Source organism: Acinetobacter sp. 1125_18A (genome assembly GCF_052824985.1).
The window spans coordinates 1-15943 of record NZ_VTDG01000003.1 but is presented as its reverse complement, the minus strand read 5'-3'; the positions used below and the strand labels follow the sequence as shown (position 1 = coordinate 15943).

General features: G+C 36.0%; 17 protein-coding genes and 2 pseudogenes. 11 read left to right on the top strand and 8 right to left on the bottom strand.

Annotation, left to right across the window (positions count from 1 at the left end; genetic code table 11):
* Positions 1-68 precede the first annotated feature (68 nt).
* Positions 69-470, bottom strand: coding sequence for a hypothetical protein (locus FY049_RS05605; protein ID WP_446083334.1), 402 nt, complete (start codon positions 468-470; stop codon positions 69-71).
* A gap of 80 nt (positions 471-550) precedes the next feature.
* Positions 551-877: a hypothetical protein gene (locus FY049_RS05600; protein WP_446083333.1), complete on the bottom strand. Its 327-nt coding sequence runs from the start codon at positions 875-877 to the stop codon at positions 551-553.
* A gap of 88 nt (positions 878-965) precedes the next feature.
* Between FY049_RS05600 and xseA the strand changes: the two genes are divergently transcribed.
* Both xseA and xseB read left to right on the top strand, forming a co-directional pair.
* Entirely contained in the window at positions 966-2228 is a 1263-nt protein-coding gene (gene xseA, locus FY049_RS05595; protein ID WP_446083332.1) for an exodeoxyribonuclease VII large subunit, read from the top strand.
* Positions 2221-2415: an exodeoxyribonuclease VII small subunit gene (gene xseB / locus FY049_RS05590; RefSeq protein WP_034615548.1), complete on the top strand. Its 195-nt coding sequence runs from the start codon at positions 2221-2223 to the stop codon at positions 2413-2415. The genes xseA and xseB overlap by 8 nt, the downstream gene beginning before the upstream one ends.
* Before the next feature lie 114 nt (positions 2416-2529).
* Here xseB and pepN read toward each other — a convergent pair whose 3' ends face one another.
* Positions 2530-5139 carry an aminopeptidase N gene (gene pepN / locus FY049_RS05585; protein ID WP_446083331.1) on the bottom strand — a complete coding sequence of 870 codons (2610 nt, stop codon included), beginning with the start codon at positions 5137-5139 and terminating at the stop codon, positions 2530-2532.
* 205 nt (positions 5140-5344) lie between these two features.
* On the opposite strand from pepN, the gene FY049_RS05580 reads away from it, so the two are divergent.
* The 5 genes from FY049_RS05580 (at position 5345) to dsbG (ending at position 9816) form a co-directional block, all read left to right on the top strand.
* Positions 5345-5587 carry a DUF7660 family protein gene (locus tag FY049_RS05580; protein WP_446083330.1) on the top strand — a complete coding sequence of 81 codons (243 nt, stop codon included), beginning with the start codon at positions 5345-5347 and terminating at the stop codon, positions 5585-5587.
* Positions 5588-5614: 27 nt separating this feature from the next.
* On the top strand, positions 5615-6070 hold the full coding sequence (locus FY049_RS05575; RefSeq protein WP_262781430.1) for a hypothetical protein: 456 nt from the start codon (positions 5615-5617) through the stop codon (positions 6068-6070).
* 68 nt (positions 6071-6138) lie between these two features.
* Positions 6139-8169 (top strand): protein-disulfide reductase DsbD, encoded by a 2031-nt coding sequence (gene dsbD, locus FY049_RS05570; protein ID WP_446083329.1) that lies wholly within the window; start codon positions 6139-6141, stop codon positions 8167-8169.
* A gap of 9 nt (positions 8170-8178) precedes the next feature.
* Positions 8179-9009: a prolipoprotein diacylglyceryl transferase family protein gene (locus tag FY049_RS05565; RefSeq protein WP_446083328.1), complete on the top strand. Its 831-nt coding sequence runs from the start codon at positions 8179-8181 to the stop codon at positions 9007-9009.
* A 57-nt stretch (positions 9010-9066) separates the two neighbouring features.
* The gene (gene dsbG / locus FY049_RS05560) at positions 9067-9816 is read left to right on the top strand and encodes a thiol:disulfide interchange protein DsbG (protein ID WP_234623620.1); all 750 of its coding nucleotides are present in this window, start codon (positions 9067-9069) and stop codon (positions 9814-9816) included.
* A 124-nt stretch (positions 9817-9940) separates the two neighbouring features.
* Here dsbG and hpaR read toward each other — a convergent pair whose 3' ends face one another.
* From hpaR to FY049_RS05545, 3 genes are all read right to left on the bottom strand, one after another.
* Positions 9941-10372, bottom strand: a complete 432-nt coding sequence (hpaR, locus tag FY049_RS05555; RefSeq protein WP_446083327.1) for a homoprotocatechuate degradation operon regulator HpaR — start codon at positions 10370-10372, stop codon at positions 9941-9943.
* Between the two features lie 691 nt (positions 10373-11063).
* Positions 11064-11444 carry a hypothetical protein gene (locus FY049_RS05550; RefSeq protein WP_166782367.1) on the bottom strand — a complete coding sequence of 127 codons (381 nt, stop codon included), beginning with the start codon at positions 11442-11444 and terminating at the stop codon, positions 11064-11066.
* A gap of 19 nt (positions 11445-11463) precedes the next feature.
* Positions 11464-11802 (bottom strand): immunity protein Imm33 domain-containing protein, encoded by a 339-nt coding sequence (locus FY049_RS05545; protein WP_034615602.1) that lies wholly within the window; start codon positions 11800-11802, stop codon positions 11464-11466.
* Positions 11803-11939: 137 nt separating this feature from the next.
* Here FY049_RS05545 and FY049_RS05540 point away from each other — a divergent pair, with 137 nt between their 5' ends.
* Both FY049_RS05540 and FY049_RS05535 read left to right on the top strand, forming a co-directional pair.
* On the top strand, positions 11940-12479 hold the full coding sequence (locus FY049_RS05540) for a LexA family protein (protein ID WP_004719801.1): 540 nt from the start codon (positions 11940-11942) through the stop codon (positions 12477-12479).
* A 106-nt stretch (positions 12480-12585) separates the two neighbouring features.
* Entirely contained in the window at positions 12586-13788 is a 1203-nt protein-coding gene (locus FY049_RS05535) for a winged helix-turn-helix domain-containing protein (RefSeq protein WP_446083326.1), read from the top strand.
* A gap of 132 nt (positions 13789-13920) precedes the next feature.
* On the opposite strand, the gene FY049_RS05530 is transcribed toward FY049_RS05535, so the two are convergent.
* Entirely contained in the window at positions 13921-14127 is a 207-nt protein-coding gene (locus FY049_RS05530) for a hypothetical protein (RefSeq protein ID WP_209826038.1), read from the bottom strand.
* 351 nt (positions 14128-14478) lie between these two features.
* Here FY049_RS05530 and FY049_RS05525 point away from each other — a divergent pair.
* Positions 14479-14930 (top strand): annotated as a pseudogene (locus FY049_RS05525) (Y-family DNA polymerase); the annotation flags it as partial.
* Between the two features lie 91 nt (positions 14931-15021).
* Positions 15022-15336, top strand: a pseudogene (locus FY049_RS05520) (IS5/IS1182 family transposase); the annotation flags it as partial.
* 181 nt (positions 15337-15517) lie between these two features.
* Here FY049_RS05520 and FY049_RS05515 read toward each other — a convergent pair.
* Positions 15518-15943: IS5 family transposase (locus FY049_RS05515; protein ID WP_446083325.1), on the bottom strand; the 426-nt coding region annotated here is incomplete at its 5' end.

The following is a 15943-nucleotide window of genomic DNA, read 5'->3' as shown; positions in this document are numbered from 1 at the left end:
GGTTATTAAAATAATATATCAGTTGATTATGATGTATGAGAATTTATCTTTAAATGAAATTTTAAAGTTTACTTATCTAAACAAGCATCTTCAATCAACTTACTGTCCTGTGGAAATTTAGTTACAGTTCTATAAGTTTCAATAAGATCTGCATTGTAATCATAATATCCTGTATACAAGAAAATTTTTCTAACTTCGCAGTCGTGATAACCAATCATTTTGATATAATTTTGAAGCTCATATTCCCTACCAAATATTATTCTAGTAACAATCACTTTATATTTAGGTTGATCTAAATCTGTTTCTCGTTCTGCGATTAATTTATCATTTTCAGGATACCGAGTATGATCACGATCAAAATATTCTTTGAATTTCTCTATATTTAATTTTTTATCAAAAATTGGCATTATTGGAGCTGCATAACAAAGCTGTGATATCCATAAAAGAAATAAAAAAAGGATTTTTTTCATAATTTATAATTTTTTGAATGCTCTATAAAAGAAGTTTAGCTTATATAAAATTAAAGCCCATCCATTGATGAGCCTTTCAGCTATTTGGTTTGTTTCGGGTCAATTTTATAACAATCGGTTCGCATCTTCGGTGAGAGTGTATTGCTGTTAAGCATACTCATCCCATTCTGACTCTGATATCTAAAGCGATCATAATCACTCATTGTTGATGTAATGTTACTGACATCTGCTCCATATCCCATACAATGCGCATGATTACTTTCTAAATCATAACTGGTACAAGATACCAAGAAAAAAAAGCTAATAAATATTAATGATTTCACTTGTGTTTTTACTTTAAAGACTAAAAAATACTTTGGTTTAAGTAGATGTCGATAACGCCCGTCTACATCATAAAAATATGCCATATCCGATGTATAAGATCAATATATCTTCACCGTCTTGAGTCACCATGTTATATACTATTTTAGATAAATTTACCGTAATTACCTTTGTATGTCTGACTTACAGCTTTCCTTAAGCGAATACCTTGCAACTGTTCAAGAAGTTATACGTGTAACTTTTGATGAAGCAATATGGGTAAAAGCTGAGATTAGAAGTCTAAGCATCAAGGGCGGCCACTACTACTTAGAACTTGCAGAAAAGGAAGAAGATTCAGATAAAGTCATTGCCAGTTGTAAGGCAACAATCTGGAAATTCTCTGCTGCCAAAATGGTATTAAAGTTTGAACGAGAAAGTGGTGTTGAACTCTCTCGTGATCTCAATGTACTGATTAAAGTGAAAGCTGTATTTAGTCCCCAATACGGTTTTTCAGTCAATATTGAAGCAATAGATTCAAGTTATACCCTAGGTGATATCGCACGGCGTTATCAACAAATTTTAGAAAGACTGACTAGCGAAGGTCTACTCAATAAAAATAAATTACTGCCTGCCCCATTTGATATTCAAAATGTGCTCGTCATTGCTCCTGAAAATGCTGCTGGCTTGGGTGACTTTAAGAAAGATGCTGATGCTCTCGATCAAGCTGGGGTTTGTCATTTTGTCTATCATTCAGCAACGTTTCAGGGGAACACTGCAGCGACAAGTATTTCTGAAGCTTTAGCAAATGCATTACGACAATGGGCTAAAGACCTCAATACACCACCAGATCTTATTGTGATTATTCGTGGTGGAGGTGCAGTCAATGATCTGGCCTATCTCAATGACTACAATCTCGCTGCACTACTTTGCAAACGCTCTGTTCCGATCTGGGTAGGTATAGGCCATGAAAAAGATAGAACCATTTTAGATGAAGTGGCAAACCGTTCTTTTGATACACCAAGTAAAGTGATTGGAGGTATTCGAAATCTAATCGTAGAGCGCACCCAAGACGTGCTAGATTCTCTACATAAGATTAAACTGTTATCTCAGCATCAAATTACTGCTTATCAAAGCCAGAATGATCAGTACATCAAAGTCATTAAAACGCTTTCTCAAGGGCAGATCAATGAGGCAAATAAAAGCTTAGATTTGATGAAAGGTACTGTTCAGTATTTGGCACAGCAACTGATTAAATTGGCATCCAATCAAGTTGAATCACTCATGCGTGAAACGCTTTTGCAAAATCCACGTCATGTGATGGCCAAAGGTTATGCTATTGTCCGTAGTGATGGTAAAGCCATTCGTTCTATTCAACAAATTTCAACTGATCACATCCAAGTAGAGTTATTGGATGGTACGATTAACGCAAATGTGACACAGGTATTAAGCAATGGCTAAACAAGATTTAACATTTAAAGAAGGTTATGACGTTCTAAAGAAAAATGCTGAACTATTAGAATCTCAAGAAGAACCTGATATTGATAATTTGATGAAGATTGTGGAAGAGTCCATGTCTGCATATAAAGCCTGTAAGTCACGTGTAGATGCGGTGCAACAGGCTCTAAATGAAACTTTTAAAGAATAGATAGATAATCAATCTAAATGTTCAATAACTTTATAACTTCTAAACATGCTATTTCTCCTATAAAAATAAGAGAAATAGCATTACAAATATAATTAAATAAAAAATTATTATTAATTAAACACTTAGCATACTATTTAAGGTTTCACTAACATTTTTTGATTTCACTTGAGATTTTAATCCTTCAAGTGCGGCTTTTACTTCACTTCGTTGTGGTTCAGCTAATGTATACCAGCGTGTAAGGACTTGAAGTAAACGAGAGCCAACAATTGGATTCTTTTCATCCAAATACTTCGCCAAATCTACAAAATGCTGAACACCAAAACTCCATGCGTTAACAGGATTGGCATTTAAACCACCGCTTACCGAACGAATACGGTTAGGTGTACCTAAATCATAATCAGCATGTGAAGTTAAATACTGAATCGTTTCAGCCGTTGCTTTCGGATGCGCTGCTTGAATCATAAACCATTGATCTAATGACAATGCTTCATCTTTAAAGCGCTTATAGAAGTCCTCTAAGGCTGCTTTTGCTTGTGGTGCATCATTCCATACCAATACTTTAAGTGCCCCAAGTCGCTCAGACATATTCACAGAATTTTCATACTGTGCATAAGCCAAATCAAATACTGCGGTATCCCCCTGACGCGCCATAAAACTCAACATGATATTTTTTAGAGCACGGACACCCATTGCTTGTGAAAATTCATTTTGTGAATCTGGATCAAGTGATAAATACGTTTCTTTAACAAAGTCACCCAAGACTTTTGCTAATTGATTCAACAAGGCTTCACGTGCTTCATTTACAATCAAAGGATTATAATCTTGGTCGATACGACTACCCAAATAACCTTCACTTGGGACATCAAATAAGCGTGACGCCAATAGCGGGTCTTTTTCAATTACACTTGGTAAGGTCTGTTTAATTGCATCTACATAAATTTGAGCATCATGACCATTAAGCAAAATACGCTCAAGCAAAGTCTGTGTTGCTTGCCACTGGTTAAAACCATTGGTTTCATATTGCAATAAGAATGCAAGTTCTTCATCTGAATAGTTAAATTCAAGATTTACTGGGGCTGAGAAATTACGTAATAAAGATGCTACAGGCTTTTCGGTCACGCCTGTAAATTCAATGCTTGCTTCGGTTTGATCAAACAAATACACCCCATCTTTTACCCCATTTTCAAATAAAGACTCAGAATGCAAGGTGTACTGCTCACCTGTTTCTGCATTAAACAATGCTAAAGCCACAGGAATAGGTACAGCTTTTAAGTTTGGATATTTAGGATGGGGTTTTAAACTTTGTTTAAAGCTTAAACGATAAGTTTGAGTACTCGCATCATATTCACCTTTCGCTTCAAGCTTTGGTGTTCCTGGTTGGTTATACCAGATTAAAAATGCAGATAAATCGACACCTGAACCCGCAGTTAAGGCTGCAACCCAATCTTCAACAGTAACCGCTTGGCCATCATGACGTTGGAAATATTCATCGGTACCTTTACGGAATTTTTCTTTGCCCAATAATGTTGACATCATGCGGTTAATTTCCGCACCTTTCTCATACACTGTCGCAGTATAGAAATTGTTGATTTCTACAAAATGATCTGGACGTGGAGGATGCGATAATGGGCCTGCATCTTCTGGGAATTGATGCGCTTTAAGCACCGCAACATCGTCGATACGTTGTACTGCTGCTGATTGTAAATCTTCTGAAAAAGACTGATCACGAAAAACCGTTAAGCCTTCTTTTAAACACAATTGGAACCAATCACGGCAAGTAATACGGTTACCTGTCCAGTTATGGAAATATTCATGTGCAATCACAGACTGTACACGCATGATTGCGGCATCAGTGGTATATTCTTCATCAGCAAGCACACATGATGTATTGAAAATATTTAAGCCTTTATTTTCCATTGCGCCCATATTGAACTGACTGGTTGCCACAATCATATAATTGTCTAGATCGTATGCACGTCCATAATGTTCTTCATCCCAACGCATAGAATGCTTTAATGCTTCCATCGCAATATGACATTTTGGGATATCTTTTTCTTCTGCATAGATTTCTAAGGCTACATCACGACCTTCTGAAGTGGTATAACGGTCTTTTAAAACCGCTAAATCACCAATCACACAGGCAAATAAATAGGCTGGTTTTTTAGTTGGATCTTCCCAAATGGTATAATGGCGCTCATCACCAGTTTTACCCGCTTCAATCAAGTTACCATTTGCCAAAAGCACAGGATATTTGTTATCGGCTTCTACACGAGTGGTAAACACAGATAAGACATCTGGACGGTCAGGATAGAACGTAATTTTACGGAAACCTTCTGGCTCATTTTGAGTGACAAATAAATCACTCCCCGCAAGATATAATCCTTCGAGTTGTGTATTGGTTTCAGGATGAATGACCACAGATGTTTCAACGATGGCTTCATCTGGCGCATTGGCAATCACCAATTGCTCAGAATCAAGCCTATACTCACTTTGGGTAAGCTGCTTACCATTAATGAAAATTGACTTAAGCTCAAGATCGCGTCCAAGCAATACCATATCTCCTGCTGCTTGGCGTTTCATGACTAATTTGCTGTTTACATTGGTATGGTCATCATAAACTTGAATATCGAGATTGATTGAATCTACAACATATGAAGGTTTTTGATAATCTTTTAAATATATAGTTTGATCTGCTTCAACTACTGGGTTTGCCGCGATATTCATATGATGTCCTAATCCTATTGTTGAGCTTCGACTTGTTATCGTGAGCTTGATCATCAATCAAATTTCACAAAGTGTCTGTTCTGTACTGTTGATTAATTTCTATATGGGTCTAGTTGAAATTAATTTCAATTGTTGGAATGCAAAAAACGTGCGAGATGGCCTATATTTATACAACAATTTATCCTGTAAATTAGAAATGATGCTTATGAAAATTAATGCAATAAAAACCAAACAAGATTTTTTAACATTTTTAGATAATCTCAAACAAGATCATCTTGAAAATATTCAACAATGGGAAAATAAAGATCTGCAAAGTTTTTTAGTAGCAATACACAATTGGGTGGAGGATATGGAAGGTTTTTATGCAAATACTCAGCAGCCACAACCAGAGCACATCCCATGGAAAATTTTTGCAGATATTTTAATGGCTGGAAAAATCTATGAATAATAACAAGAAAAACTTTGAGGAAAATATATGAAATCGCTTAGGCTATTTATAACGGTAATGTGTCTTCTCCCTTTGCCTGTTTATGCAAAGCAAACTACCCAATATTTTTGCTTTAAGGAAAGTCAAAACAATGTAGACAAATTGTCAACAGACCCGCACCTTCTGCTTATTTCTGAGGAAGAATTTCCAAAAGTCAAAACAGTTCAATATTATCCTTATATGAAAAAAATCTCGTTAAAATTTACCCACTATGATGCTGTTGATACAGCACAAGGTAGACCAAGTGAATTTCACGATTTCTATAAAGAAATAATCAACCAGATAGAAACAGGAACTTATGAAATCGTTTATCAAGGTGCTGTGCTTTACAATATCAATTACACTAGCAAAAAAACCAAGAAAATGACCCAATTCGACAGACTCTATCATGGCGATGAACAAATTTTTCAAAAACTTAAGCAAAATGGGGTTGAATGTTTTTAACGGTATTTTTACAAAGAAAAACTTAGAATAATGCCTTCTTTATCTGAAATTATGGATAATGGCTGTAAATGAATCAAAGATATGGAATTATGAAGTTGCGAACCTTGCTCAGTGTATGTGGTTTTACTTTATTGAGTCTAAGTACCATCAGCCACGCAAACCCTGAGTTTCTCCCCCCAGATCAAGCTTTTCAATTCTCTGCTGAATCAATTTCAGAAAATAAAGCACAATTGAAATGGACAGTTGCACCTCACTATTACCTTTATCATGATCAGTTTAAAGTAACAGTCAACAATAAAGCTGTACCTTTAAACCTCCCAAAAGGTCATATCAAAGATGATCCAACCTTTGGGAAAACTGAAGTTCATTATGAAAATGTGACTACACAAATTCAGGTCAAACCAAATTCACAATATTTAGTGATGTATCAGGGTTGTTCTGCGGATGGCTTATGTTATCCATTACAAAGAAAAACCATTGCAACTGATGCAGATGGCTTATTACCACAAAGCAATACATCGTCTAAGCGCCTATTCAATAATAATTCAAATAGCTCATTACTCAACCAGCCTGATACTGCCCCAGCTCAAGATAAAAAGCTCAAAGAAAACACTGAAACTAAAGCCAATTCAACTGTTGAAAAACCAGTTCCAAACAAAGCATTGGATGATCAAACCACTCAGCTTGGACAAAAAACTGCCAATGAAGCAGACAAAACTGCAAATCCAATTGATCTCAACGCTTCTGCTGCAAGCAGCAATGCAATTACAGATACGGAAAATTCTGCTGATTTAAATAGCAATACGGACACTAAAGACAATACATCGTCATTACAATGGAATGATGATCAATCATTCTTTAAACTATTGTCTAAAGATTCTCTATTTCTAAATTTATTGGTGTTTTTCGGTTTAGGTATTTTACTGGCGTTTTTACCTTGCTCGCTGCCACTTATTCCAATTCTCTCTGGCATCATCATTCAGCGCGCGAAAGGTTATAAAGCTGTTGTGATTGCCTTGTGCTTTGTGGTGAGTATGGCGGTGGTTTACGCCATTATGGGGATTGTGGTTGCTGAAATTGGTTATAGCTTTCAACGTTGGTTCCAAAGCCCCTGGATCGTTTCATTATTTGCAGTTTTATTTGTTGTGTTAGCTTTAAATTTATTTGGTTTATATCAATTAAACTTACCGCAATTCATCACCAATAAATTAAGTCATCTGCAAAATAATCAAAAAGCTGGGACAGTGCTCGGTGCTGTAGTTATGGGTGCATTATCAGCACTTATTGTTGGCCCTTGTATGAGTGCCCCACTTGCTGGCGCATTATTATTTGTTTCACAAACTCAAAGTGCTGTATTAGGTGGTTTGTACTTATTTATTCTCGGTCTAGGTATCGGTTTACCTTTATTTATCGCCAGTGTATTTGGTTCTAAATTATTACCAAAACCAGGTAAATGGATGGATCGGATTAAAGTCAGTTTTGGCTTTATTATGCTGATGGTTGCATTGTACTTTATTCGCCCTATGCTACCTTCGACTGTGTATGCTGCAATTTTTGCCTTGCTGTGTATCGCATTGGCAATCTATCTCTTTATTGCTCTACGTGACAGTGAAAAAACGGTTAATAAAGTTATTCTTGCCATTATCGCAATAGCCAGTTTAATAGCTGGTTTTTGGAATATTCAACAAAGTTATTCTGCTTATCAAATTCAACATAGCCAAACAGAACATTTAGTTTGGAACAAAGTGACCACCGCTGAACAATTGGAACAGGCTTTGGTCAATGCCAAACAGCAAGGCAAACCGATGATTATTGATGTCTATGCGGACTGGTGTGTGGCGTGTCAACCGATTGAAAAAGAGGTATTCCCACGTACCGATGTACAAGAGGCATTGAAAAACTTCACCCTCATCCAATTAGACTTAACCGAATACAACGCCTCACAAGACATCATTTTAAAACAACGTGAAATTTTAGGTCCGCCAACCATGCTGTTTTTAAATAGCAATGCACAAGAAATCCGTGAATTGCGCTTTACAGGTACCTTCTCAGCGCCACAACTTATTCAACAAACTGAAAAAATACACACAGGACGTTAAGAACTCTCCATGATCACTGCACAAGCAATTCATTTAGGACCGATTATGTTGCCATGGGGATTAACCATCCTCATGCTTGCGATACTGATGAGTGTGGTAATTGGAAAGTTTAGCTTTCAATATTTTGCTATTTCAAATTTACAATGGTCTGTGTTTAAAGACTCGATTTGGTCTGCATTCTTGGTTGGCTTGTTATCTGCACGACTTGGTTTTGTCTTACTCAATTTAGATGTTTATTTAGAGCATCCAATTGAAATTTTGAAGATTCAAGATAAAGGTTTTCATCTTTATGTGGGAATTGCATGTGCTGGGCTATGGATAGTTTGGAAAAATCGATCTCTAAAGAAAAGCTTTATTGCACTATTCTTTGCAGCTTTTGCCCTGTTTTTCATTTCAGGTCAATATTTCTATCAACAGGTACAACTGCAATACCAACAATTTCCTCAAGTTAATTTAGTGAATCTTCAGCAAGAGCATGTTGAGTTGACTCAATTCCTCGGCAAACCCACAGTAATTAATCTTTGGGCCAGTTGGTGTCCACCATGCAGACGTGAAATGCCTGTGTTAAATGATGCTCAACAAAGATATCCCAATGTGCAATTTGTCTTTATTAATCAGAATGAAGATGCCAAAACTGTGCAAACGTATTTGCAACAACACAAACTTAATTTGCATTGGGTTCTACTGGACTTTGACGGTGTAACGGCACAAAAAATGGGAATGTTTGGCTTACCCAGCACCTTATTTTTTAATGCACAAGGCAAATTAATCGATACACATATGGGGGAACTTACCCATGCTGCACTTCACCAAAAAGTTCAAAGGATAGTTTCGGAATAATCTATTTCATTGGCATTGATTAAAGAATTATTGCTTTTAACCTTAGGAGTCATCTTGATGATTGATTTAAAAACACTCGGTATTTATTCGCTTGGTTTGGTGTTAAGTGGCTCTTTGTTTGCTGCTGATGCAAATTTCCTCAAAAATAAATTGGAAAAAGAAGGTTATAACTTTGTTAAGCAAATAGATGCACCCGAGGGTTTAGAAGGTTGGACGGGCTATAAAGATGAATATCCATCGACAATCTTTATTTCAAAAGATCAAAAGCACTATATCGTTGGTGACCTATTTAATGCTTCAGGAAAAAATTTAACAGAAGAAGCGATTAACACCCATGTTAAAGGTGCAGTATTAGATGAAATTTGGAAAAGCCTAGAAAAATCAAGTTGGATTCAAGACGGCGATAGCAATGCGCCAAAAGTCGTTTATGTATTTAATGACCCAAACTGCCCCTACTGTCATACTTTTTGGCAACAAGCACGTCCCTATGTAGACTCAGGAAAAGTTCAATTACGTCATATTATGGTTGGAGTCATTCGTCCAAGCAGTAAAGGACAAGCCGCAACGATTTTAAACAATGCCAATCCTGCAGAAATTTTCAAACAATACAATTTAAGCAACGGTAAGAATAAATTGGTAGAAATGAAGAGTATTCCTAAGGCGTTATCTGAAAAGTTAGATGAAAATACCAAACTCATGGATAAATACGGTTTTTATGCTACTCCCGCAATGGTATGGAAAGATGCAAAAGGTGAAATTCAAAGCCAGCAAGGCGCACCGAAAGACATTAAAAAGTTATTTGATTAAGCGATGATAAAAATGAGTGATTAAAACCCACTCATTTTTGATTAGGGTGTTTTGTATATTTAAAATAAATTGAGTGACATGCAACTTTACACTTCAAACCCTAAACCTTTGTTTCAATTGAAATTTATCGTGGTTTTATTTTTGAGAGATCATTTAACAATTCCATAAGCTGCTGGATTTTCTCTGCACCATATTGTGTTTGAATATCTGTATAGCTTTCTTCCATTTTCACCGCTTGCGTCTCAAAGTATCTTTTACCTTCATCACTCAACTGAATCAAACTGACCCGTTGATCATGTAGGTCTTTTCGTTTCTTAATCAGATTTTGATCAAGCATACGATTTAAAATCCCCGTTAAACTGGGTCTTAAAATACATGCCAAATCAGCCAAGTGATTATTTTCAAGTTCATCATATTGATAAAGTACAGAAATCACACGCCATTGCTGCTCAGTCAAACCCATTTCATTTAAAATCGGTCTAAAATGCATCATTGTAGCTTCTCGCGCTTGTAACAAAGCTAAAGTCAGAGATGGCGGTAGACGAATCGGTTTCATAAAAATCCTTTAAATAAAAGTTTATATAGAGATTAATCACTTGATTAATTAAAGAATTTCTTCAATACATATATTGCAATAACCTCACGATTTAACTGATGAGTGAATTCATACAAATCCATATTCTCTTGACTACAAAATGATAATAAAAAATTTATACTGCTCATGCGAACAATCTTACAGTAACAACATCTGCCCAAAATGAAAATATTGTAGCAATGCTTCTTTCATAGAATAAAAAATCATCAACAAAATGAATGACTCACTTTATTTATATGATTGTAGTATATAACAAAATTTTCAGCTTTTGTTCAAGTGCTTCGGCCTGTTTGGCTTTATGCACGATCTTGAATTGCCCTTTTCTTCTTCTTTTTAAAATTCTGCGCAAAAACGAATGCTGGTTGATTTGTCTGTTTCTTTTTGAGTGGTTATTTTTCTTTTTAATCTTCTTGCTATCTTTTTCCGATATTCAGGCAAATAAAATGCATTAAAAAACTCGCAATTAAGCGAGTTTAGGGTGCGTCAATCATACGATTGACGCTTAAAGCCACACAAAATACAGACCAGGGAAAATCAAATCTTGTACTGCTTTAATGCGTCTATTATTGATCATTTTTTTAAAAACAACTTATCATTTTCAGCCAATTAAATATCATTTTCTGACTAAAATAAGGCTTAAATGACATTTTGTTTATTTCTTAATCGAACAAAATCGCTCAAGCGTCATTCCTGACTGCTCAATACTTTGCTTTTGTCGATCTAAAAAATTATTGGCGATCATCAACATCATGTTGGCCGTATTCAGTTCTAAATTTTCTATCGAAATCCTAGCAATCGCTTGATAAGCATCTAAACGTGAACAAAATGCTTTATGCTGTTCAATCGCAGTGATCGTGCTATGCGCTTCATCCAAGATATGTTTAGTTTCATTGACTTGATCAGTATAGGTTTGAATACGTTGGTCATACTGTTCTTGGGTGAGTTTTTGCGTGGATGGTTCAGCAAAACTTTGCGTGCTCAATCCACTACTCAGAACAATACTGCAGAGGGTCAAAGTAAATCTATAGATCATGCTTTAGCAAACCTTTTATTTATAAAATATCTGCTTTCCATACATCTTCGTATTCATCAGCATCTATCATAAATCTAAAGCCTTGTTCCAAAGCCAGATAAGGGATCGCATCAGGAAAAACCTCTTCAAGCTCTTTTACACTAATCACATCAAAAAAATCTTCACCCTCTTCCAACTCACCACCATAAATAAACCATGACACATTTTCAGCATCAGGCTGTTTACGTAAACCCACGATCGGTTCTTTACTTAAGGTTTGCTTAGCGATAGCCACGAGATCCGTTTCATTGACTTTGATATATCGAGAGTCAAATTCTTCACACACTAATTTCTGTTCTTCTACAAAATCTTGCAACATGTACATTTCCGAACGATTGGATTTTGTCAAATTGTAAGCCGACAGTTTGACAATCACAATCAATTCACCAAAAGAATCTTGCATCACGCGTTTATTTTGTTAAACTTGATTGTGTTACATTTTCAAGGTGAATCGTGATGCCGCCAAATTTGACTCCACCATCGAAGTTAAGTGATCGCTCTGTAAGGGAAAATTTTAAGACAATCAATTCTCTTCTTTCTATTATCGAGCCTATTTCAAAGCAAGATTTACGTACAATTGAATTTCGTAGCAACATCAGTATCCCCTATCCTTTGGAAACCGTTGCAGCAGGCTTTCCATCACCCGCTCAAGACTATACAGAAAAGAAAATTGATTTAAATGAACACTTAATTCATAACCCTATTGCAACCTTTATGTTAAAAGTTAACTCCTTATCAATGAAAAATGCAGGTATTGAAATTGGAGATGAAATTTTAATTGACCGTAGCCTAGAGGCTGAACACGGCGATGTTGTTTTGGCATTAATCAACAATGAATTTACAGTCAAACGCTTTATGCAAGTTAAAGTATCTACAGGAATTTATGATATTTGGCTCAAAGCAGAAAATCCTGATTTTCCAGATATTCACCCACACAGTGAAGAACAAATTATGATTTGGGGTGTCGTTACTTGTATTCTTAAAAAATTAAAATGATCATTGAACGTCATAGCCTTTGTTTGTGCTACTCATCTTCAAGCTTCATTTGCGATACCCACGTGGCAACCAAGAATCACTAAAAATAGGTTAAAAAATAATTGTTATGATTGAATCATTAAGACGTCTGGCACTCTCTCATCAAGGCCTAATTTCACCTGCTTCCTTTGGTACAGGATTATCTGGAACACGCCATGCGATTGAACATCTTGGCTATGTTCAGATTGATACAATTTCTGTAGTAGAACGTGCCCACCACCATATTTTATGGAGCCGTGTTCCAGATTATCAGCAAAGCCACTTAAATCAACTGGTCAAACAGCAGCATATTTTTGAATATTGGTTTCATGCAGCATCCTATTTACCAATGCAAGATTATCGCTATGCACTTCCTCATATGACATCGATTAGAAATGGTGAGCATCGTTATTTTAATCGCGGTGATCAAGCTTTTATGAATGAGATTCTGGCTCGGGCGAAAGCTGAAGGCAGTATTCGATTACGCAACATTGAACAAGGCAATAAGCAAAATTCAGGGGGCTGGTGGAACTCAAGTTTAGCGCGTCGTTCAATTGAGCAATTGTTTATGCAAGGCGATTTGATGATTTCTGAACGTAATGGTATGGAAAAAGTCTATCAACTGACCGAATATTGTATCCCAAGTCATCTTGATCTGAGTGTTCCTACACTAGAGGAATATGCCCGCTACTTGTTCAATACCACGCTCCGCGCACATGGCGTGTTTGCATGGAAGCAATTGTTGCATTTAAAAGTTGGGCAAAAGATTCGTGAGGCAATGCGTGACATCGTCAATGAACAATTAGATGCGGGCGTGATCACCACTTTAGCTCAATTAGGCAGTAGTGACAAAGAGAGTCAAAATCTTTATATCCAAACCGATGCCTTAGAGCAGATCCCCAATATTGAGTTAAAAGTCAAAATTCTCTCTCCTTTTGACAATCTGGTGATACATCGTGACCGTTTAAATACCCTGTTTAAATTTGATTATCGGTTGGAATGTTATGTGACGCCACCTAAACGTGTATTTGGATATTTTTGTTTACCTATTTTATATGGGGATCAAATTGTGGGACGTATCGATTGCAAAGCACATCGGGCAAAAAATCAATTTGAAGTCATCAGCCTACATCTTGAACCACAGCATCTCAATCATACTATTGCGGACCCAGCACATTTCTTTAGCGCACTAAACACTGAAATACACCATTTTGCCCAATTTAATCAATGTATAAATATAAATGAAGGTCTTCATAAAATTTTTGATCAAAGCAATAAACGATTCAAGTGATCAGCAGCGTAAGCTTAAAATCAAGAAACTTAAAAATGAAGAAGCTTAAAATTCAAAATAGCTAAAATGACAAAACGCCTAAGTTGAGGCGTTTTGTCATTTAGAAGCTACGATTAAGATGAGTTCAAAGCCCTATTTTTGCTGAGGCTTGTGTTGGCTTTGCTGATTTTGTTGAGCCTGTTGGTTGGATTGTTGCTTTTGCTGGTTTTGTTGATTTGATTGTTGATCTTGCTGACTGTGTTGCTTCTGCTGCTGATTAGATTGGTTGGGTTGACCTTGTTGGTCATTCTGCTGATTCTGTTGCTGATTCTGTTGAGAGTTATGTTGTTGATTAGCCATTTTCATATCCATCCTTTTCAATATTGGGATATGCCGTACAAATCGACGACAACTGTTAATTTAGCCCTCTCAGTTTTCTATACAAGGATTGAGATGTTTCATTTTTCGACATTGTAAGCTGCAATTTAAGATATACCTTTTAAAAGAACCACTTCTCTATTTGCTCTTTTTACCTAAATTACTTAAACCACCACGAAGCTCAACAGTGCTTAGTCAATTTTGTATCTCACCACACCGATTATTTAATCATCCAGCCCAAAGGATGAACAAATCCACACTAGATTTGATTTGAATTTATTTTAAACATCTTTTAATATTTCACTTGAATTTGTAACTTTTTCAAGACAGCCCATGAGCGAACAAATTTTTGCTTTGATCGACATTAACAATTGTTATGTCAGTTGTGAACGCGTATTTAACCCCAGTTTAAATAATAAGCCAGTTGTCGTATTAAGTAATGGGGTTGTGTCGTTTCGCGAAGCAATGAAGCCAAGGCGTTAAATATAGATATGGCAATCCCTTGGCATGAAGTTGAACAACAAGCTAAAAAAGCTGGCGTACTCGCCTTTTCAAGTAACTATGCTTTATATGGTGATTTCTCAGATCGTTTTTTTAAAATTTTAAAGATTTTTTTTAAAGATGAGGATTTGGAAGCCTACTCTATTGATGAATGTTTTATCAATCTCAGCTCTTACCAAGACTTATTCGATCTACAGGATTATTGTAGAAAACTCATCAAAACCATCCAAAAATGGCTTGGTCTGCCCTGTTGCATTGGTATTGGCTATAGTAAAACCCAAGCCTTATACAGAATATATTAATTTAGTAAAATATATTTTTAATTCAAAAAGATATATATAGATTACTAACATATATTTTTTTGTAATCCTGTAAGTATTTGATCAAATTCCACCAGATAAGCAGATTGATTCTGTCTATACCGATGAAGCTTATCTTACGAAATACTGCAGAAAAATTAATTTCAGATCGACAGCAACATGCAGTCATTCCACCAAAAAATGCAAATTCATGGAAGGTTAAATCTAAGGTCTATACAGAGAAATGAATTATTAAAAACGGTCAAATACATAGATAGAGGAATTTGTAAAAACCGGCTGGCTATCATCACTGAAACTTGGTGAAACCATGATGTATTGCATCAAATTATTGAGCGATGAACTGAGTGTAAGGAATTTTCAAAACCAAGTATAAATGTTTTATAATTTAAAATGAAGACATGGTCAACGTTCTTGAGGAGATTATGAAAAGCCCCATCTAAAGATGGCTATATGTGTCTAAAATTTTTGGTGGTATCCCCCCGCACTTTAGGTTTGATTGGCTTTGTTGCACAAAGATTTATAATTTGAAGCATCCCCCAACTCACTCAAATTTAAGTTACAACTCGGGTATGAGGACGACCTAACTCTGTAAATCTATTAAATACGGCCACACGTGCATGAATCTCATTGACTTGGCTTTGAAAGTTTCTTGAATGTAGTCGATCGCCTAATAATTTGATGCAATGCATCTTGGTTTCGACCAAACTCCGCTGATGATAGCCTGACCATTTTTTCCATAGTGTCCTACCTAAAAGTTTAACTGTTTGAAGTAATTCATTTCGCTCTTGCGAATGAACTTTTTTATCTTTCCAAGGTTTAGCATTTTTTCTGGGTGGGATTACTGCATGAGCTTGCCGATCGGAAATCACTTCTCGACATTGTTTCGTATCATAAGCTCCATCAGTATAAACGGAATCGATTGGTTCATCTGGTGGAATCTGATTAAGTAAATCACCGAGTACCTGAGAATCACTGAC